This is a genomic window from Paraflavitalea soli, assembly GCF_003555545.1.
Lineage (GTDB): Bacteria > Bacteroidota > Bacteroidia > Chitinophagales > Chitinophagaceae > Paraflavitalea > Paraflavitalea soli.
Window position 1 is genome coordinate 1,945,724 of record NZ_CP032157.1, and the last position, 18,490, is coordinate 1,964,213.

Consider the following 18,490-nt stretch of genomic DNA (forward strand, 5'->3'; position numbering starts at 1 on the left):
TTTAATGAGGGTGTATCTGCTTTTGAACTACACTGATCTTTTTTTCATAACCACTGTCCCAGATAAGTGGCAGGATCACGGTAAAGTTGCGCGTATCCGACAATACCTGGAAACCCGGTTGTTCCAATAGTTCATATTTCAGCCGGATATTAGCCAGCCCTATCTTATTGGAAGGGTCCTTGATCGTTTTACACTGTAGATTATTATTCACCGCCAGCTGATTGCCAGCCATCGTAAATATATCGATCACCAACGGTTGCTGCCGCGATACAATATTGTGCTTCACCGCATTCTCTACCAGCAATTGCAGGCTGAGTGAAGGCAGCAGGTAGCTGTCATACCGCTTGTCTACTTCCAGTTGTATCTGGATCGCTTCACCATGTCTTGTTTTCAGCAGCCGGTAATAAGATTGAATGAAGCGCAGTTCATTTTGCAGTGTGGAAAGCCCATCTTCATTGTTCCGCAGCAGGTACCGGTATACCTTACTCAATTCATCCAGGAAACTTTCTGCCTGCGTTGGATCTTCCGAAATAAGTGAGGACAGCGTATTGAAGCAATTAAACAGAAAATGCGGATTTACCTGGCTCTTCAGCGTTTCAAACTCATATTGAATGGCCATCTGCTGTATCTCTTCCTTTTCTGCCAGGCTGGCTTTCCATTTAATGATCACATATTCCGCTTCCCAGGAAGTAGTGGCGATCAGCGTAAGCGCTACCGCCAGCAGGATGGAGGTCTTGAACTGGGCCGTATTCAGTACATAACCCAGGAAGTGAAAATAGTCATAGCCATAGAACAGGCAGGCAAAAGTGATGCTCGTAAGGATAATATGCGTAATCGCCAGTACGATCAGCCGCAGCAGTGTTTGCTGCAGGTCTGGCAGCCGGATACGTAGCCAGTGCATGCTCACAATATGCAGGTACCAGGAAACAAAACCCTGTACACAGACAAACGTAAAGGAGTATAGCCATATCGCAGGATCATGCCATAGCCGGTCCCCATACAGCAAATGGTTCAACAGCACGCTGAGAACAGGCATCAGCGCGAAAAAAGTGATCCACTCCACCCGCGAAGGTTTCATCCATGCTTTCATCATGTAACCGTAGTTTCTTCCTGTCCGATCAAAGGAATATGAATAACACGTTGCTTATCTGTTTGCCGTATAGTCACCGTTTGTCCGCAAAGCAAACGGTACTTATTAATGATATTGTCAAGGCCGGCTGGTTCAGATTCCTGCATGCCGATCCGTATCTTTTGCTGCACATTGTGCTGTATCTGTAACCATTGTTCTCCCAGCGAACTGATACTGATGTTCAGGGGGCTGTCCTTACTCACCATATTGGCTGTGAAGGTATTTTCAACCAGCAATTGAAGCGTAAGCGGCGGCATCAGCAGGCTCAGCTGGTCTTCGCTTACCTGCAGGTGGATATTGATCCCATCTCCATAACGCACTTTCAGCAGGTAGTAATAACTATGCAGGAATTGCATCTCCGTGCCCAGCGTCACCAGGCGGTCGTCGCTCCGCAGCAGGTAGCGGTATACCTTGCTCATTTCATCCAGGAATTTCTCTGCCTCCTCCGTGTTTTCACTGATCAGACTCGACAGCGAGTTGAGGCTATTGAACAGGAAATGCGGGTTCATCTGGCTTTTAAGTCCCAGCAGCCGGCTTTGCATGTATTCCTTTTTCAATTGCTGCGTTTCCAGCATCGTCTTTTTCCATTTGTCAAAACTATCTACGCCCTCATGAAGGATCGTCACAAAAACATTGAAAATGGCAGCGGAAAGCAACGTCCACTGGTAGCGTACCTGGTTCAGCTCATAATTCAGGAAGTGAAAATAGTCGTACCCCCAGAACAGGATCGTTACAATCAGCGCATTGATGAGGATAAACAGGAAAATGGAGATCAGCATTCTTTTCATCAGGTCACTGTCTTGGGGAAAACGGTTGCGCAGTGTAACTGCGATCCAGGTAAAAACAAACCAGAAGCTCCCCAGGATCACGAAGGTGGCCAGGCTGGACCATAAAAAGACCCTCCGTTCAGTAAAATAACGGGCGCCAAAAAGCAGGGAATTGTATACCAATACAATGACAGGCACTACTGCCGCAAAGATCCAGATGTCTTTACGGGTGTATTGTGGCAGTGTAAACCTTTTGAGGGTGGAGTGGGCGTCTACTGTCATTATTATAACAAATTACCATCTTTTGTCAGAGGCAAGTTAAGGGCTTTCTATAGAATGGGGAATAATCTGGATGAATTGAGGATTTCTTTGTGTGAATTGGGAGCGTATTTCAGGCATTTTCAGTAGGGGCACAGGATCATGTACACTTCAGACCAGCCATCCGACACCTTAAATTCGCAATCCTTCACTTGAAGCATCGATTTCAGCAGGTCATACACCCTCCACTTTTCCGCCGGCCTGTAACGATCCATCTTTGCGGCACAATCAAATTTCATTCATTATTTATTAGCTGTAGTCATGAAAAAACAACACACCAAAAAGAGCTGGATGGCCTTGCAGGCACTGGTGCTGATCACCGTGGCAGGATTCGCCATAGTGGGTTTACTTTCTTTTAAAGCAATCGATCGCTATGCCGATTTCTGGGAACAACTGGGCACCAGTAAGCAGAGTGGCACCAATGCTATTAAAGAGAGCTTCCTCAAAGGGTATTTCTATTACAGTGGCCGCAATGTCAGGAATATCCTGGCGGGCGACCGGGCTGCCGTGGCCCAGGACCTCCTCACTTATACCAAAGAGTATGTGAACACCGAGGCTTTTGCAAAATCTTACGAAACCCACCGCCAGCGTACCAAACCCACGGAGCCTGCCCCCGTCATTAGCGCCGACTCCGTTCGCAGGAAATTTATCAATGATACCAAAAGCGGTATAGAAAGTACAGAAAAATTCCGCAAAACCACTACCGATGCCGGCATGAAGAAAGCCATGGAGGAATCACTGGAAGTGTTGAAAACAAGTCTCAAGGATTATGAAGATCCTAATAGTGAGACCATCAAAATGGCCGCCATGGGAGAGCAACTGAATTATGAGACCCGCCTGAAAGATTATCAGCAGAGCCTGAAAGAATGGGAACAAAAGTGCCCCGCAAGCATAAAACTTATGATCAAAGCCCGGTTGCAGCACCTGCTGACCGTTACCAATGGCGTAGACTTCAACGCCCAGTTGACTGAGCGCTTCGGAAAGAAAGTCTTTGTAAAAAAAGAATACGAGAGCAAACCGGCTGAATGGAAAATGGCTTTCCGCGCAGGCAAAGAAGTGACCACCACCGTGCAGGCTTTTGCCCGGCAATGGTTACAGGAATTGCAATAGTCTGCTCCACAAGGCCAAAGGTGGGCCGCCCTGCAGCCCTGCAAGAGCCGTACGGCAGGGCGACTCATCTTGCAAACAACGCACTCGCTCACCAACAAACACACTGTACATGAAAAGGATACTGATAATGGCCATGCTACTGATCCCTGCTACCGTTTTTTGCCAGGGATTCATGGACCGGTTAAAGAAAAAAGTGATCAACAAGGCCGAACAAAAAGCAGAACAGAAAGTTGAAAAAGGAGTTGATAAAGGGTTTGATAAGGCTGAGCAGGCAGTCAAATCCGGCAATAAGCCGGCTGATACTGCTGCTGCAGCTAAGACGCCTGCTTCAACAGCACCGGCCGCTGCCACGCCGGCGCAGGAAGTGGCGCCTGCCGCTCCTGCCTTAAAGAGCAATTCCAGGTTTGACTTTATCCCCGGTGAGCAGATCGTTTATACCGAGAGCTTTGACCAGGAAGCCATCGGCGAGTTACCCACCGGATGGAATACCACCGGCACCGGTGAAGTGGTTACCCTCAACAATTTCCCCGGCAAATGGCTGCAACTGCACCAGCGCAGCTTCTACCTGACCAGCAATGAAAAAGAGTTTGGAGAAAATTATACCGTGGAATTTGACCTCATCCTGCAACTGAAATACAATGGTCACTTTTATCCGTATTTCTCCTTTGGATTTTTGAGCACCAATGGTGAGCCCGCAGCAAGCAATGATTTCCTCAGGAATTACCGGAAGTATGCCAGCATAGAAGGTATCTTTTATCCGGCAGATGCCGGGCGTACCAGGATGGACATCCGTACCTACAAGACCGGACGTGTATATTATGATGGCGATGACCAGGTAGTGGCCGTCATGAGCGATTATTTTGGAAAACCTATTCACATTGCCATCCAGGTGCAAAAAGAACGCATGCGCATGTGGGCCAACCAGGATAAAGTATTCGATGCCCCCAAAGCAGTATCACCCGGCTCCATCATGAATCAGCTGATGTTTGAAGCCCATACTTCCAGCTATAAGGAAGGGGAGTATGGCATGTTTCTGTCCAACCTTAAGGTGGCCAAAGGAATACACGATACCCGCCACAAACTGATAGAAGAAGGTAAATTTTCCACCACCGGGATCCTGTTTGATGTAAATGCCGATGTGATCAGGCCCGAATCCTATGGTGTGCTGAAAGACATCGCTGCTGTGTTGAAAGAGAATGCCGGGATCAAAGTAAAGATCATAGGGCACACTGACAGCGATGGCGATGACCAGAAGAACCTCCAATTATCGCAGAAAAGAGCAGCCGCTGTAGCCAAAGCATTGCAGGAAACCTTTGGCGTCGATGCTGCCAGCCTGCAAACAACAGGAAAAGGCGAATCGGTACCAGTAGGTGATAATAAGACCAAAGAAGGCAAGGCCCTCAACAGAAGGGTAGAGTTCATAAAAGTATAACTATAATATGTCCGCGTAACCTTCATCAAGAACTAATCATTTTTATTACAGTACAAAAGATAGCGACTTTACCCAATTGCCCAACAGGAAGACTGGTTTTAACATTGTCTAAACGAATGATGCGATCAGGATGGCAGCTAATACGGTACCTGCTTTTTTTTTAATGTGTGTATTGTCTGGAAAAATTAATCGCTGCGTTATAACACCATTCTTGCGCAGTATGCTAAAAAAATACTACTTTACTGCCATCATTCATTGTCGCCGGATTAAACCGGTCTCCTGTTTTTGATTCTACTCTTTGGAAGCCAGATCTGTACCCACACAGATGGTTGAAGGCATAGTCCCCCAATGCCCGGCCGCTTGCAGCTAATGACTTTAATGCTGTTTGATCCTGTTCAGCCAGACGAAACGCACAACCAGTTAACACTTACCAGGTGTCCTTACCTTCCTGTTTCAATGACCTACCAGTTGATCATATGATCGGCTGTTACAAACCCACTTGCACATGAGCAAACTATCTACGGAAAAGGAACTGATTCAACGATTTCAGCAGGGTGATGCGATGGCCTTTAACACCATTTACAATCGCTTCTATAGCACCCTGCGTTATTTCTCTCAACGGCTTACCTGCCAGAAGCGCGAAGCAGAAGACATTGCCGTTGAAACTTTTGTAAAACTATACCGCCTCTGCGGTAATTTTGAAAATGTGGCCAATATCAGGGCCTTCCTCTATGTCACAGCCCGCAACGCCTGTTATGATTACCTTTCATACTCCCACCGCAGGCCGGCCTATGAAAAAGAGCTCCATACCGATTTTGCTGAACAGGAAATTTATCCCTTAAAAGATGAAATAGATAATACCAATGCACTGAAAGCTATTTTTGAAGCAATAGAAAGACTGCCGGAAGAGTGTGGCAAGGTATTTAAATTAGCCTATGTTCAGGGATTTAAGACAACTGATATTGTCAGGCTCCTGGCCATTCCCGAACAAACCGTACGCAGCCACAGGCGCCGGTCTGTTAAATTACTGCGTATTGACCTTTTTGAGCAACGACTGCCCGAAGCTGCCCTGGCCTGCCGCAGTATAGTCAGAACAGGCGCCGTCAAACCCATGTCTATGCCAATGACTGATGAAGAAGCAGGGGGGAGGTCCATCGCTACAGCCGGCCCCGCCTGGTAAGGCATTCCAGGGAGTATAAATAACGGAGCCGGCGTAGGGTAGCAGATGGAATCATTGATTGTCTGGAATACAAACCAATCAGGCTTAACCAGAGATCCTATTCTTTTACCTGTAAAAACATTGTTGGGCGTACTCCTGGTTTACTTAAAACCGGGAATACAAATTCAGAATACGGGTACCGGGCCATGTAGCTATTGAATAGTAATTCATAAGGATACAGGTAGCCGCACACTTATACAGTAGCCGCTACCCTGGAAAAATGCCGGGAGGCATTTAGAAAAAAGAAACCGGTTATGAAATCCCCCAAACCGGTTCCAGGTGTGTTACAACGAAGTTGATGATCCGGACTCATTCACCTCCTGCAGGCAGGAGGGTCAAGTATCAGCAACATCCATAAACTACAGTTTACATTCAAACCTGATTGCAAGTTACTGTCAGTCATTTGTCCTATCTGCACAAAAAGTTTTCCTATCTGCACAAAATTTAAAGGCATCTGCAAACATACATAACGGTTATAACAACCTTATTCTCACTCCACTATAGCGTTTAAGGATGATTGTATATGTAAAATAAATTATAAGAAGGATAAAAACATTGACCCGCAGCGATGTATTCCTGAGTAGAAAGATCCTTCGTCTATTGATGCTTATTCCTCCATTGGGAAGGTGATATATTGAAAGCTTTTTTAAAAGCAGCGCTAAAACTGCTGATCGTATTATAACCTGCCAGTGCGGCAATCTGCTTGATCGGTCTATCCGTATCTTCTAATAGCTTTCTGGCTTTTTCCATGCGCATTTGTACCTGGTAGGTATAGATGCTTACGCCAAATAGCTTCTTAAAACCGTATTGGAGCTTGGTCCGGTTCATCCCTGCTTCATAGGCTAAGTGTTGAATCGTAGTATGTGGCAACTGCTTATGGCTAAGAATATCTTTCACCGCTTTTATGCGTTGAATATCTACCTGCTTCAGCTTGATTTTTTTTGCGGTCATGTCCGTTATTTTAGGCAAAGACTATCCATAGCGTATCGCCGGAAATCCGTTGTTACGATGCATTTCACAGGACAGAATATTTTTTAAAAGGCATGTAAATATTGCACCATCACGCAATAGATGTGAAATCTGCGCAGGTACTCATTTTGCTGTAGAATACAGACTCAATAACGGTTAAGTCCAATTTGCTGAGGAGTCAAAGCCAAAGCAGTAACATAGCCTTTTCCAGGCCTGTCCCATCTTTTATTACGGGGGCTTAGGAAAGGATGTCTCTATAGGGGGCGGCTCGCCTACCTAGAAAGCGGTTACACTTAACGATATTGAATACTCGTTGTAACTGTTTGGGGTAACGCAAATATAGCCGCTTTGATGAAAAGATAAAAGGTGTGACTGCAGTTATAGTGCAGGTGTTAGTATTTTATGCAAAAATAATGGCAAACCCCTATAAATTACCTACAGGTTTACTCGTAATGCCGCTACACTTCCAGAAATGCACTTACGATGGCTAACCGCCGGTTATCCCTCCAAACAACCTGATTATTCAATGATTAGCTTTGACTAACACAGTTTATATTATCCCGATTTGAGCCATAAACTTCTCCCGGTAGGTTTCACCCACCGGCAGATACTGCCCATTGATCACCACCTTACCACGGTCCAGGAACTCAATTTTGTTGCGGTTGATAATGTAAGACTTATGAATGCGGATAAATTTTTCTGCAGGCAGCGTGGCTTCCATCTTTTTCATGCTTTCCAGCGACAAAATCTTTCCTCCGGGCGTGTGGAAGCCAATATAATCGCGCAAAGCCTCTATATAGTAAATAGCATCCAGGTCCACCTTCTGTATGCGGTATTCCGCCCTGATAAAAATATGGTCCGGCGCCTCCTTCGCCACGGCCGGCTGCCTGGCCTCCAGCCGCTCTTTGGCTTTGATCACCGCCATCATATAGCGGTCAAAGGAAAAGGGCTTCAGCAGGTAATCCACCACATCATGCTCATAGCCTTCCAGCGCATAGGCCGTATAGGCCGTGGTAAGGATCACCTTACAGCGGTTGCCGATCAGCTTCATAAACTGCATGCCGCTCAACTCAGGCATATGAATATCCAGGAACAGCAGGTCAGCCTCTCCCTGTTCGATGACCTGCAAGGCTTCCAATACATGCGTGGTCTTGAATACGACCGTAAGCCCCGGCGTTTTTTCCACGTATTGCACCAACAGGCCAACAGCCAGTGGCTCATCATCAACAATTACGCAACGCAACGGTGAAGTATTACCCATTGATCAGTTCCAGGTTAATAGTGAAATGATTATCTGTATCGTCTATTTTCAACGTATGTTTATCCGCATACAACAGCGCCAGCCTCCGCTGCACATTCTGCAGCCCGATACCACCCGCAGCATCCTTCAATCCATGCCCCTTGCGGTTCACACAATGAAAATAAATACTCCGGGGCCCTGCATGAATAGTAATTTCTACGCCTTCCTCCATGCCCGAAAAGTCACCGTGCTTAAAAGCATTCTCTACAAACGGGATCAGCAGTAAGGGAACAATCGGTAAGGCCGCCGTATCACCCGTTACACGTAGGGGAGCATGAATAGCATGGTCAAACCGTATCTTTTGCAGCTCAATGTACCGCGCAATATAGTCGATCTCTTTTTGCAGCGGCACCCTTTCACTGGCATCATACAACATATACCGCAGCAGGTCCGAAAGACTGAGGATGGCATCCTGCGCACCGGCCGCATTCTGGTACATGAGCGAGTAAATATTGTGCAGGCTGTTGAACAGGAAATGCGGGTTGATCTGCGAACGCAGGAAAGACAATTCAGATTGCCTGTTTTGGATCACCATATCCTTTTGCTCCAGTTCTTTATGCTGGGCATAGCGGATAAAGTAAAATACCAGGCCGTACACCGTGTACAAAAAAGCATAGAATATATTATTGAGAAAATAACTTTTCAGCCGCACATCTCTGCCCGTTTTGTAACACAAGTAAAAAATAATGGGCAGCGCGATCACCGTCAATACGATCGCCGGCGCCACCCGCCGGGGATAAAAATGGTAGAACAGAAGATAGGGCACCAGGGCAAAGAGAAAATAGAGAACGATTTCCAAAAGCCGCCCGATGAGATCACCCATACTGGCCGGCATTCCCAAAAACCGGGAATGTCCGTTTACCAGGTTGGGCAGGTCATATGCGATGTGCAACAGGAAATACAAAGCCACAAAAATGACGAACAACAGGATCAATCTCTTTCGCATCGGCCAAAGGTATTATTAATTGCTACACACCCTTCACCAGCCCGCCCACGTTTGCAGAGATGCAGCCCCTGTTTGTCGATTTGGATTGGATACCGCCCCCTGCACTGCTAATTTTCCATCCTGAAACTATGGCAACGGGTGGGTCGCTTTCCCAAAAGCGGCTCATCCCGATCATCGGATTCAGTTGACTATTCAGCACGACCGGCAGCCAGGTGTTCCGGGGGACGGGGTTTCTACCAGGTCCGAAGAACAGTTTATCCGTTTACGTCGCTAACAGGTAAAATACGTTTTCAAAAATGATAGCCTTGAAGTGGAACGTACCTGGCCGGCCGGTTATTCTTTTCCAAAACATTTTATATGAACAATCCTGCTACCAGGGGTCAACGGCCCATGCCCATCACTATGGATATACCTGTACGGCCCAAAGAACAGGCAACTGTACCAAAGAAAACCAGGCCCCCACATACCAGCATTTCGGCGCGTCCATGGCTCAGGTGGTGGCCCTTGTTCTTATTGATAGTTGTTGGTATAGTTATTTATGCGTTGTACTATTCACCCCGGTCTGCGTTCAGGGATCCCCTGGCCCTTTCCTTCCGGTTGTCCGGCAACTTCGGCGAGCTGCGCAACAACCATTTCCACATGGGGCTCGATGTACGTACCGACGGCGAGGAAAACCTGCCCGTATATGCCGTGGCAGATGGCTATGTGAGCCGCATCATCATCGAGGAGTATGCATTGGGCAAAGCCATCTTCATCACCCATCCCAACGGGTATACTACCGTATACGCCCATCTGAACCGGTTTTATGAACCATTGGAAGCAGCCGTGGAAGCACAACAGCAGGCAGGCCAAAAACGCGAGCAGGACATTAGTTTTGCCGCTGGCCGTTTCCCGGTGACCAAAGGCCAGGAGATAGCCCTCAGCGGCAATACCGGTGGCTCAGAAGCGCCGCACCTGCACTTTGAGCTAAGGGATACCCGCACCGGCAATAACCTCAACCCGCTCTTATACGGGTTTGAAATGGCCGACGACCAGCCACCTGTACTAAAAAGCCTGTATTGGTATAACCGCCAATACAGTACCTATCGCTCACCAGGCAATAGCATAAGTCTCCAGTGGACCGGAGGAGCCTGGCACGCAACCCGTAAGGTCATCAAAGTGCGGTCACCCCGAATAAGCCTGGGTATCCGCGCCGAAGACAAAAGCAACGACAGCCGTTTTCAGTTTGCCATATACCGCACGGAACTAAGGCTGGATGATAAATTAATACATGAATCCACCCTCGACAATTTCTCTTACACCGACAGCCGCTATATCAATGCCTGCGTGGACTATCCGAAATGGATGCGCACCGGCCTATATGTACAACACCTGGGCGTATTACCGGGCAACCACCTGCCCGCCTGGAAGGGTAGTGGCCTCCTTGATCTATCCGATGGGCGGGTACACCGCATCAACATCCGCCTGTTTGATGTGAGCAACAATATAACCACCTTCGAAAATGAAGTACAATACAGCGGGGCTGTAGAAACGCCACAACCACTTTTACCCGGTACAAAAGTCTTGCTGCCTGGGATAGAGAATACAGTCACCGGCAACAATTGTAAAGTATATTTCAGTAAAACCGCTTTCTATGATACCGTATTTTTCAATTTGAAAGAGCAATCCAATACCGGCTCATACAAAGCTTCTCCACTGGTAAGCCTGCACAATGCATCCATCCCCGTGCACGACAACTACAGGATATCCCTCAAAGCCTTGCCCTTTGTGACCGAGCGACTCCGGAAAAGGGTGGTAATGCAATTGAACAATGGGAAAAAGAAGTCCGCCAGCAAGGGTACCTGGAAAGACAACTGGCTTACCGCCTCTTTCAATACCCTGGGCACTGTACAACTATTGCTCGACACCATACCACCCACTATCCGCCTGGTCAACTGGCAGTCGGGCCAGTCATTTACAACAGATGACATCGAACTGAAATTACTATGCAGTGATGAAACAGATGGAGTAACCAGCTTCCGGGCTGAGCTGGATGGCCAGTGGTTATTGTTCGACAGGAAGGGGAATGATTTCACCCTGGCTATTCCCGGGAAGTGCAGGCCAGGTAAACATCAATTAGCGGTTGCCATCACCGATGTGGCAGGCAACACCACCCAGCAAACTTTTTCTTTTGTAAAGCTATGAGGGAAGATAGCTCGCTCGCCTCCGGCTTGCTACAAAAATGTGGTTTACGGCTTAAAACGCTCTTTGTATTCCTCGTACTTCGGTTTCCACATTTGCCAGGTCCAGTAAAAGCTGTCCACTTTATCATTGAGCAGCTCTTCCAGGATATCCAGGTGTACATGCCAGCCGGCAGCAAAACTGGAGACATCGCCTGTCAATTGCTGGTGCGTCAATACCAGGCGGCAGGCCATATTGCCCACCGGGAATAATTCCCAGCGTACCAATGATGGCGGTTCCTGCTCCAACTGCCAGGTATACTCCAGCAAGGAGGGTTGTTTTATCCGGGTCACCTCTCCCCGGCAGTCGCAATTGGTATTGGTAAAATGCAGCCGCATAGGCGCGCCTTCTTCTAATTCCATAGTCACCTCAGCCAGCCATATGGCCACTTTGGTGGGGTCTGTAATGGCTTGCCATACTTGTTCCATCGGGTAGGCAAACAGCCGTTCTATACGTACGCTGTAGCCTTCAGGACCCTTCGTAATTGTACCGTAACGGGAAGATGATTCCATAGGTATAAAATGAATACTAATGTTGGTTCTTCCTGGTCTGCACTTCGGTGGCCAGGAAACTCTCCAGCGCATCCAGCTTTTTGGACCAGAATAAACGGTATTGCTCCGCCCAGTCACTTACTTCCTTCAGTTTGCCCAGGTTGGCTTCGCAAAACCGTTCCCGTCCCTGCTGGCGGATCACGATCAGGCCACATTCCGTAAGTATTTTGATATGCTTGGAAATAGCGGGCCTGCTCACTTCAAAGTTCTCCGCTACACCATTTAGTGTCAATGTCTTTTGAGAAAGTAACCCAATAATTTGCCGGCGGGTGGGGTCTGCTATTGCCTGGAAAACATCACGTCTCATGATATAGATTTGTAGTAACCGTTTGGTTACAAAAGTAGCAGAAATCCGGCAGGAAAGGTCAATTTTATCTGAAAGCACCTTCGCCATGTGGTACGTTACGGATGCAAAGACCAGGGTTGGGGCCTGGGATTGCGTGCGCATTGCCTACGCTTTGCCTACGCATTGCCTACGGATTGCCTAAATATTGCACTGCCCCCTTTGCAGAACCCTGTTTAGGCCATACGCAGGTAATTGGGGTGCCTGTTGTAGGCTATGCGCAGGCAGGTAAAGCACCATCCGGCAGGGTTGCACATAGGCCCCCCGTAACAGTCATTTGCGGGCTCAGGTAGGGTTAAGGTCCGCTTAAGGTAGGAGGTTAAAGCGCATTCACTAAGGGTCAATTGACCGGTTGGGTGGCTCTCAATACACCTTTCCAGTCAATTTACCCCCAACAAGGGCTGATTACGAAATAAATAAATAGAAAATGACCTAACGCAGGTGGGCATTGCGGTACCGCGAAATAACCCAGGAAATAGGCAATCCCACAAATACCATCAGGATCAGCAGGCCGGTGATAACACCCGAAGTAGTATGTTTCCCCACACCGGGAGCAGCCGTCAGGGGCAGCACCACCAGGTTCATGGCTACCCATACGAGCACACCATAACCCAGCCCGGAAACGATCCAGTTCTTGCTTACCTGCCTGATCAGCGGCCACACATAATAGAAAATGGCGGCAAAAATAATGGCGATTAAAAAGTGGAACAGCAGGCCTAGTACGGGCATCAGCGTTTTGTCACCATAGCCAATTTCTTTGCCAAAGGCCGCACTGGCAATATAATTCAGGATCAGGAAGGGATTCTTACCCGTTTTGATCATATAACTTACAAAAGCGGCCAGGATATCCAGTATCCCCGCTATTAATCCTGCTTTCAGGATAATAGGAAATGGCTGTTGACGGGAGGCAATGCCCGCGGCAGAAGCAGTTAAGGTGGAATGGCTTGTTTTGGTCATGATAGTAAAGGACGGGTTAAACTTCCTCTTACAATAAATTTACCGCCATTTGCCGCAGGCCCATAGAGAGATATACGTATGGCGGCTATCAACCTCCCTACAGTGCGTACCGGGTGACGATCAGCAATGACCTGTTCAAATACAGTAATTCATTGTTAATTTACTGGTCATTAGTCCATCGAAGCAACCGAATGATCAATAATTAATAATCAGTAATTAAAAGCGCTCAATGATTGCCTACATAAAGAAGCCATTTGTCCTTGTTATCGCTATTTACTGCTCGGGCATACTCATGGCGCAAACTTCCGACGACCAGTTCCGGATGCCACTCAAAACCGTGCTCACCGAAATTGAGCAGCGCTATGGCATCAAAATGCAGTATGGCGAGGAGATGGTCAAAGACAAATGGGTCAACTATGCCCGCTGGCGCTACCGGCCCGATGCAGAAACGACCCTCTCCAATATATTGTCACCGCTGGATATGGCGGTCAACAAAACAGGCGATAAGCGTTACAAGCTGAAGTATTTTGAATACCACCGCCTCACACCCGAAGAAGGCAAAGCCCGGTTGGATTACCTCGCATCTCACTATAGCAATGCTCAACAATGGGAACAGCGCAGGGATTCCCTTAAAAAATGCATGTGGGAGGCATTGCAATTGTCTCCATTGCCGCCGGCGCCCACCGGCAAACCTATTATAGTCAGCAAGCGTTCGATGGATGGCTACAGCATCGAGAACATTGCTTTTGAAGTTTTGCCCGGCCTCTATATTGCTGGTTCCCTATACCGCCCGCTGAAAGTGAAAAGTAAAATACCCATCGTGCTTTGTCCCGATGGACATTGGGCGCAACACCGGTATAGGGCCGATTGCCAGCTTCGCTGCGCCACCCTGGCGCGTATGGGATGCATGGCCATCAGTTATGACCTCTTTGCCTGGGGCGAATCTCTATTACAATTCAAATCAGAAGATCACCGTCGGGCCCTCGCCATGACCGTACAGGCATTGGGCACCATCCGTATACTGGATTACCTGCTCACCTTAAAAGAGGCCGACAGCAGCCGCGTAGCCATTTCAGGCGGCTCGGGTGGCGGCAGCCATACCATGCTCATCACCGCACTGGACAACCGCATCAAATTGAGTGTGCCTGTAGTGATGCTGTCTTCCTACCATAGTGGTGGATGCCCTTGTGAAAGCGGCATGCCCATCCACCTTTGCGGTGGCGGCACTGCCAATCCCGAAATAGCAGCCATGGCAGCGCCCCGGCCACAACTCGTGATCTCCGATGGAAAAGACTGGACAGACCAGGTGCCACAAACAGAGTTTCCTTACCTGCAGAAAATGTATGGCTATTACGGGAAGACAGACCAGGTAGAAAATGTACACCTGCCGGAAGAAGGCCATGATTTTGGCGTTAACAAGCGCCAGCTCCTGTATCTTTTTATCGCCAAACATTTTAAGCTCGACATAGCATCCCAGTTAGATGCCGCCGGGAAGGTAGACGAAAGCAAAGTGACCATTGAACCCGAAACCGCCCTATTGGTATTTGGCCCCAAAGGAGAGCACCTGCCCGCCAATGCAATAAAGGGATTTGAGCAATTGAAAGCAATGTTTATTCATCAATTCCAGGATTGCTCCTCAAAACCGGACAAGCGCTGTAACAAAAACGAACAGCTTCGTCGACTACCAGACAACTAAACAACTGATTATCAACAAGAATATAAGATGGCATCTTTTTAGGTACCACAGCTAACAGCTAAAACCTAATAGCTAATACCTAATTACCATGTTCAGTTATTTCATTAAGACCACCCTGCGCAATCTCTGGAGAAATAAGACCTATAGTACCTTGAATATCCTTGGCCTGGCCATCGGTATAGCCTGCGCAGGCCTCATCTTTTTGTGGATGGAAGATGAGGTGAACTATGACCAGGTAAACGTAAAGAAGGACAGGATATATCGCCTGCTGGAAAACCAGACCTACGATGGCAAAGTGCGTACCTTTTGGTCCACACCCGGGCCCCTGGCAGAAGCCATAAAAGCCGAGATCCCCGGCATAGACAATACCTGCCGCGTCAGCGGTAGCAAACCAACCCTGTTTTCACTGGGAGATAAAGCCATCTATGAAAGAGGTGGCTATGCCGATCAATCCATTTTCAGCCTCTTCACCTGGCAGTTTGTGCAAGGCAACGCAAAAGAAGCATTTAACCAGCTCTATTCAGTGGTGATCTCCGAAAAAATGGCTGAACAGTTCTTTGGCAAGTCCGTCAATGCTATTGGCAAAACCATCAGGTTCGACAACAAGCAGGATTATGTGGTCTCCGGTGTAGTCAAGGACCTGCCTGCCAATTCAACCCTGCAAATGGATTGGATCGCACCTTTTGAAATATTCTTTAAAGAAAATACAGAAAGGCTTACCGCCTGGGGCAATAATAGCCTGTCCACCTATGTTGAGCTGTCGCCTCAGGCCGATATAGCGAAAGTCAACCAGCTACTGGCCGGCTCCATCAAAAAAAGACTCCCGGAAACCTCCACCACACCATTCTTATTCAGCATGAACGATTGGCGCCTGCGCGATCAATATGAAGATGGCAGGCAGGCGGGCGGCAGGATCCAGTTTGTACGCATGTTCACCATCATTGCCTGGATCATCTTATTTATTGCCTGTATCAATTTCATGAACCTGTCTACCGCACGCAGTGAAAAACGCGCCCGCGAAGTAGGGGTACGTAAAGTATTAGGTGCCGGCAAACGCCGGTTGATCATCCGGTTCATTGGCGAATCCATATTGATGGCCCTGCTGGCGGTGATCATTGGCCTCATCATCATTGCCATGGCCCTGCCGGCATTCAATGTGCTCGTAGAAAAACAACTCACCCCGGGTCTTGATAATCCGCTTCACCTGGGCGCCTTACTCATCATAGCTTTATTATGCGGATTGGTAGCTGGCAGCTATCCTGCCTTATACCTTTCTTCCTTCAATCCTGTATTTGTGTTTAAAGGCATCCGGATAAAAGGTGGCAGCGCCTCCTTCATCAGAAAAGGATTGGTGGTAACACAGTTTACCGTTTCCATTGTACTCATCATCAGCACCATCATCATTTACCAGCAGGTGCAGCATGTAAAGAACAGGGATATCGGATACGACCGCAACAACCTCCTTGCATTAGACGTTCGGGGCAACATGGCGAAGAACTTTAGTGTGATCAAAGATGACCTGGTAAAAACAGGCGCCGTTGAAAATGCTGCCTTAAACAGCTACAACGTCATGGATATTGGCAACAACTCTTCCAACTTTACCTGGCAGGGAAAAGACCCCAACGCCAGCATTCTCGTTTCAGCCAGAGGCGTGAGCCCGGAATTCATAGCTACTACAGGTATGAAGATCGCGGAAGGCAGGGATTTTCAAAGCAATGCCATTGGTGATAGTGCCAATATTCTGATCACTGAAACCTTTGCCAAAATGCTGGGCGAAGGATCAGCCGTTGGAAAGACCGTTACGTTTCTTTCCAGTGGAGATGCCATGCATGTGGTAGGTGTGGTGAAAGATTTCATCTATGGCGATATGTATGCCAAAAGCGACCCTGTCATGTTTTTCCTGAATAACGATATCGCCAGGACCCTGTATATCCGTTTGCGTAGCAACTCCAATGTAGAAGCCAGCGTGGCAAAAATTGGAACGGTGATGAAAAAAGACAATCCCGGTTATCCTTTTGAATACAAGTTTGTTGATGACCAGTTTAACGACCGGTTCAAAAGTGAAGCATTGATCGGAAAATTGTCAAGGGTATTTGCTGTATTGGCCATCATCATCTCCTGCCTCGGTCTATTTGGACTGGCCGCTTATACGGCCGAACGCAGGACCAGGGAGATCGGTATCCGGAAAGTACTGGGTGCCAGCGTAACCGGTATTACACATTTATTATCCAAAGAGTTTTTACAATTGGTACTCCTCTCAGCCCTTATTTCATTCCCACTTGCCTGGTGGGCCATGGACCAATGGCTGCAAAGTTATTCTTACCGTGTTTCCATACAGTGGTGGGTGTTTCTCGTAGCAGGAGGCCTCGCCATGCTGATAGCCTTAATGACCATCAGCCTCCAATCTATCAAGGCTGCCCTGATGAACCCTGTTAAAAGTTTAAGAAGTGAATAAACTGAAGTAATGTCTGTCTGACTGCGAAACAAAACCCCTGAATAAATTGTCAGGGGTTTTTTATTATTTTTTACCCCTTGTCCGGAATACACATTCACACCATCCCCGTTAGTAATAATACGCTTTTGCAACACTGGTGTAAGAAATGCTGTAAAGTGTGCCAGCGCTGCATTCCAGGCCACCCAATTTTATCCTTTCGATTATGGGCAACCCCTTTCATAATTTACTGGATCCAGCGTAGAACTACTTTTAGCGGATGCGCAGTATTGCTTTTTTTGACCTTATACCACGAAAAGGTAATGCCTTGTTGACGGATCATATCACAATTTTCCTGTAATATTGTTTCCCCAACGACGCCTAACACCGACTAAGAATCCGCTTCCCCCTTACTGTTACATTCATTCAAGGCACTGATTAAGTAGGTTTCCGACAAACTCCTTAAAACAATTCAATCAATGATTGATAACGCGTTAAAGTTTGTGGCTGCCGAAGTAAACAGGTATGTTGTAAGAAAGATCAATCCCAAAGATGATCCTTCCATCACCAAACTAATCGTATTAGGCAATATCACCAAAGCCCAGGACAACGACAATGCGCCCAACCCCAATAACCCGGTGGCCGGCAAAGCCGTATTAAGCCTGGTCAATATAGAAGAGGACAGGATATCCAAATCACCGCAGAACTTTGTGAAAGTCAATGACAAAGTGGAATACAGGAATCCAAAGATCTTCCTCAACCTGTATTGTCTCTTTGCAGTAGCACATTCTTCCTACGACACCGCCTTGCAGCAACTGTCACTCATCATACAGTTCTTTCAATACAAGAATGTATTGAACCACCAGAACAGTCCCGCTGCTTCAGAACCAAAACTCGATCCACGTATTGATAAGCTTGTCTTTGATCTGCACTCACTCAACTTCGAGCAGGTGAATCACTTATGGGGTACCCTGGGAGGTAAATACCTGCCTTCCGTATTGTATAAAGTACGCCTGGTGACCATTGAAGACGATACACCGCAAATGCAGGCTGACCCAATTATGAATCTTGCTATCAACGACTACAATAAGAACAATTGATT

At 47.5% G+C, this 18,490-nt stretch carries 15 protein-coding genes; 7 read left to right on the forward strand and 8 right to left on the reverse strand.

Features of this window, described 5'->3' with window-relative positions; all coding sequences use genetic code 11:
• Position 1: 1 nt before the first annotated feature.
• The gene (locus D3H65_RS07160) at positions 2 to 1,093 is read right to left on the reverse strand and encodes a sensor histidine kinase (RefSeq protein ID WP_119049602.1); all 1,092 of its coding nucleotides are present in this window, start codon (positions 1,091 to 1,093) and stop codon (positions 2 to 4) included.
• Entirely contained in the window at positions 1,090 to 2,178 is a 1,089-nt protein-coding gene (locus tag D3H65_RS07165) for a sensor histidine kinase (protein ID WP_119049603.1), read from the reverse strand. The genes D3H65_RS07160 and D3H65_RS07165 overlap by 4 nt, the downstream gene beginning before the upstream one ends.
• A gap of 297 nt (positions 2,179 to 2,475) precedes the next feature.
• Between D3H65_RS07165 and D3H65_RS07170 the strand changes: the two genes are divergently transcribed.
• From D3H65_RS07170 to D3H65_RS07180, 3 genes are all read left to right on the forward strand, one after another.
• Positions 2,476 to 3,324 (forward strand): hypothetical protein, encoded by an 849-nt coding sequence (locus tag D3H65_RS07170; RefSeq protein WP_119049604.1) that lies wholly within the window; start codon positions 2,476 to 2,478, stop codon positions 3,322 to 3,324.
• A gap of 109 nt (positions 3,325 to 3,433) precedes the next feature.
• Entirely contained in the window at positions 3,434 to 4,756 is a 1,323-nt protein-coding gene (locus D3H65_RS07175) for an OmpA family protein (protein WP_119049605.1), read from the forward strand.
• A gap of 505 nt (positions 4,757 to 5,261) precedes the next feature.
• Positions 5,262 to 5,936: an RNA polymerase sigma factor gene (locus tag D3H65_RS07180; RefSeq protein ID WP_119049606.1), complete on the forward strand. Its 675-nt coding sequence runs from the start codon at positions 5,262 to 5,264 to the stop codon at positions 5,934 to 5,936.
• Positions 5,937 to 6,572: 636 nt separating this feature from the next.
• Here D3H65_RS07180 and D3H65_RS07185 read toward each other — a convergent pair.
• The 3 genes from D3H65_RS07185 to D3H65_RS07195 all read right to left on the reverse strand — a co-directional run bounded on the left by D3H65_RS07185 (position 6,573) and on the right by D3H65_RS07195 (position 9,190).
• Positions 6,573 to 6,926, reverse strand: coding sequence for a helix-turn-helix domain-containing protein (locus tag D3H65_RS07185; protein ID WP_119049607.1), 354 nt, complete (start codon positions 6,924 to 6,926; stop codon positions 6,573 to 6,575).
• A 568-nt stretch (positions 6,927 to 7,494) separates the two neighbouring features.
• Positions 7,495 to 8,205, reverse strand: coding sequence for a LytR/AlgR family response regulator transcription factor (locus tag D3H65_RS07190; RefSeq protein WP_119049608.1), 711 nt, complete (start codon positions 8,203 to 8,205; stop codon positions 7,495 to 7,497).
• The gene (locus tag D3H65_RS07195) at positions 8,198 to 9,190 is read right to left on the reverse strand and encodes a sensor histidine kinase (RefSeq protein WP_119049609.1); all 993 of its coding nucleotides are present in this window, start codon (positions 9,188 to 9,190) and stop codon (positions 8,198 to 8,200) included. The genes D3H65_RS07190 and D3H65_RS07195 overlap by 8 nt, the downstream gene beginning before the upstream one ends.
• Before the next feature lie 357 nt (positions 9,191 to 9,547).
• Between D3H65_RS07195 and D3H65_RS07200 the strand changes: the two genes are divergently transcribed.
• Positions 9,548 to 11,374: a M23 family metallopeptidase gene (locus D3H65_RS07200; protein ID WP_119049610.1), complete on the forward strand. Its 1,827-nt coding sequence runs from the start codon at positions 9,548 to 9,550 to the stop codon at positions 11,372 to 11,374.
• 44 nt (positions 11,375 to 11,418) lie between these two features.
• Here D3H65_RS07200 and D3H65_RS07205 read toward each other — a convergent pair whose 3' ends face one another.
• The 3 genes from D3H65_RS07205 to D3H65_RS07215 form a co-directional block, all read right to left on the reverse strand.
• On the reverse strand, positions 11,419 to 11,922 hold the full coding sequence (locus D3H65_RS07205) for an SRPBCC family protein (RefSeq protein ID WP_162915465.1): 504 nt from the start codon (positions 11,920 to 11,922) through the stop codon (positions 11,419 to 11,421).
• 16 nt (positions 11,923 to 11,938) lie between these two features.
• Positions 11,939 to 12,268 carry an ArsR/SmtB family transcription factor gene (locus tag D3H65_RS07210; protein WP_119054421.1) on the reverse strand — a complete coding sequence of 110 codons (330 nt, stop codon included), beginning with the start codon at positions 12,266 to 12,268 and terminating at the stop codon, positions 11,939 to 11,941.
• Between the two features lie 468 nt (positions 12,269 to 12,736).
• Positions 12,737 to 13,261 (reverse strand): hypothetical protein, encoded by a 525-nt coding sequence (locus tag D3H65_RS07215; protein ID WP_119049612.1) that lies wholly within the window; start codon positions 13,259 to 13,261, stop codon positions 12,737 to 12,739.
• Between the two features lie 229 nt (positions 13,262 to 13,490).
• Between D3H65_RS07215 and D3H65_RS07220 the strand changes: the two genes are divergently transcribed.
• The 3 genes from D3H65_RS07220 to D3H65_RS07230 all read left to right on the forward strand — a co-directional run bounded on the left by D3H65_RS07220 (position 13,491) and on the right by D3H65_RS07230 (position 18,488).
• Positions 13,491 to 14,957, forward strand: coding sequence for an alpha/beta hydrolase family protein (locus D3H65_RS07220; protein WP_119049613.1), 1,467 nt, complete (start codon positions 13,491 to 13,493; stop codon positions 14,955 to 14,957).
• An 88-nt stretch (positions 14,958 to 15,045) separates the two neighbouring features.
• The gene (locus D3H65_RS07225; RefSeq protein ID WP_119049614.1) at positions 15,046 to 17,412 is read left to right on the forward strand and encodes an ABC transporter permease; all 2,367 of its coding nucleotides are present in this window, start codon (positions 15,046 to 15,048) and stop codon (positions 17,410 to 17,412) included.
• A gap of 455 nt (positions 17,413 to 17,867) precedes the next feature.
• Positions 17,868 to 18,488: a DUF4255 domain-containing protein gene (locus tag D3H65_RS07230; RefSeq protein ID WP_119049615.1), complete on the forward strand. Its 621-nt coding sequence runs from the start codon at positions 17,868 to 17,870 to the stop codon at positions 18,486 to 18,488.
• The last annotated feature ends 2 nt before the right edge of the window (positions 18,489 to 18,490 follow it).

Coding starts and splice junctions, on each gene's coding strand:
- D3H65_RS07175 (WP_119049605.1), top strand. CDS start 3,434: ATGAAAAGGATACTGATAATGGCCATGCTACTGATCCCTGCTACCGTT.
- D3H65_RS07220 (WP_119049613.1), top strand. CDS start 13,491: ATGATTGCCTACATAAAGAAGCCATTTGTCCTTGTTATCGCTATTTAC.
- D3H65_RS07230 (WP_119049615.1), top strand. CDS start 17,868: ATGATTGATAACGCGTTAAAGTTTGTGGCTGCCGAAGTAAACAGGTAT.
- D3H65_RS07225 (WP_119049614.1), top strand. CDS start 15,046: ATGTTCAGTTATTTCATTAAGACCACCCTGCGCAATCTCTGGAGAAAT.
- D3H65_RS07185 (WP_119049607.1), bottom strand. CDS start 6,926: ATGACCGCAAAAAAAATCAAGCTGAAGCAGGTAGATATTCAACGCATA.
- D3H65_RS07210 (WP_119054421.1), bottom strand. CDS start 12,268: ATGAGACGTGATGTTTTCCAGGCAATAGCAGACCCCACCCGCCGGCAA.
- D3H65_RS07190 (WP_119049608.1), bottom strand. CDS start 8,205: ATGGGTAATACTTCACCGTTGCGTTGCGTAATTGTTGATGATGAGCCA.
- D3H65_RS07205 (WP_162915465.1), bottom strand. CDS start 11,922: ATGGAATCATCTTCCCGTTACGGTACAATTACGAAGGGTCCTGAAGGC.
- D3H65_RS07195 (WP_119049609.1), bottom strand. CDS start 9,190: ATGCGAAAGAGATTGATCCTGTTGTTCGTCATTTTTGTGGCTTTGTAT.
- D3H65_RS07215 (WP_119049612.1), bottom strand. CDS start 13,261: ATGACCAAAACAAGCCATTCCACCTTAACTGCTTCTGCCGCGGGCATT.
- D3H65_RS07165 (WP_119049603.1), bottom strand. CDS start 2,178: ATGACAGTAGACGCCCACTCCACCCTCAAAAGGTTTACACTGCCACAA.
- D3H65_RS07170 (WP_119049604.1), top strand. CDS start 2,476: ATGAAAAAACAACACACCAAAAAGAGCTGGATGGCCTTGCAGGCACTG.
- D3H65_RS07180 (WP_119049606.1), top strand. CDS start 5,262: ATGAGCAAACTATCTACGGAAAAGGAACTGATTCAACGATTTCAGCAG.
- D3H65_RS07160 (WP_119049602.1), bottom strand. CDS start 1,093: ATGATGAAAGCATGGATGAAACCTTCGCGGGTGGAGTGGATCACTTTT.
- D3H65_RS07200 (WP_119049610.1), top strand. CDS start 9,548: ATGAACAATCCTGCTACCAGGGGTCAACGGCCCATGCCCATCACTATG.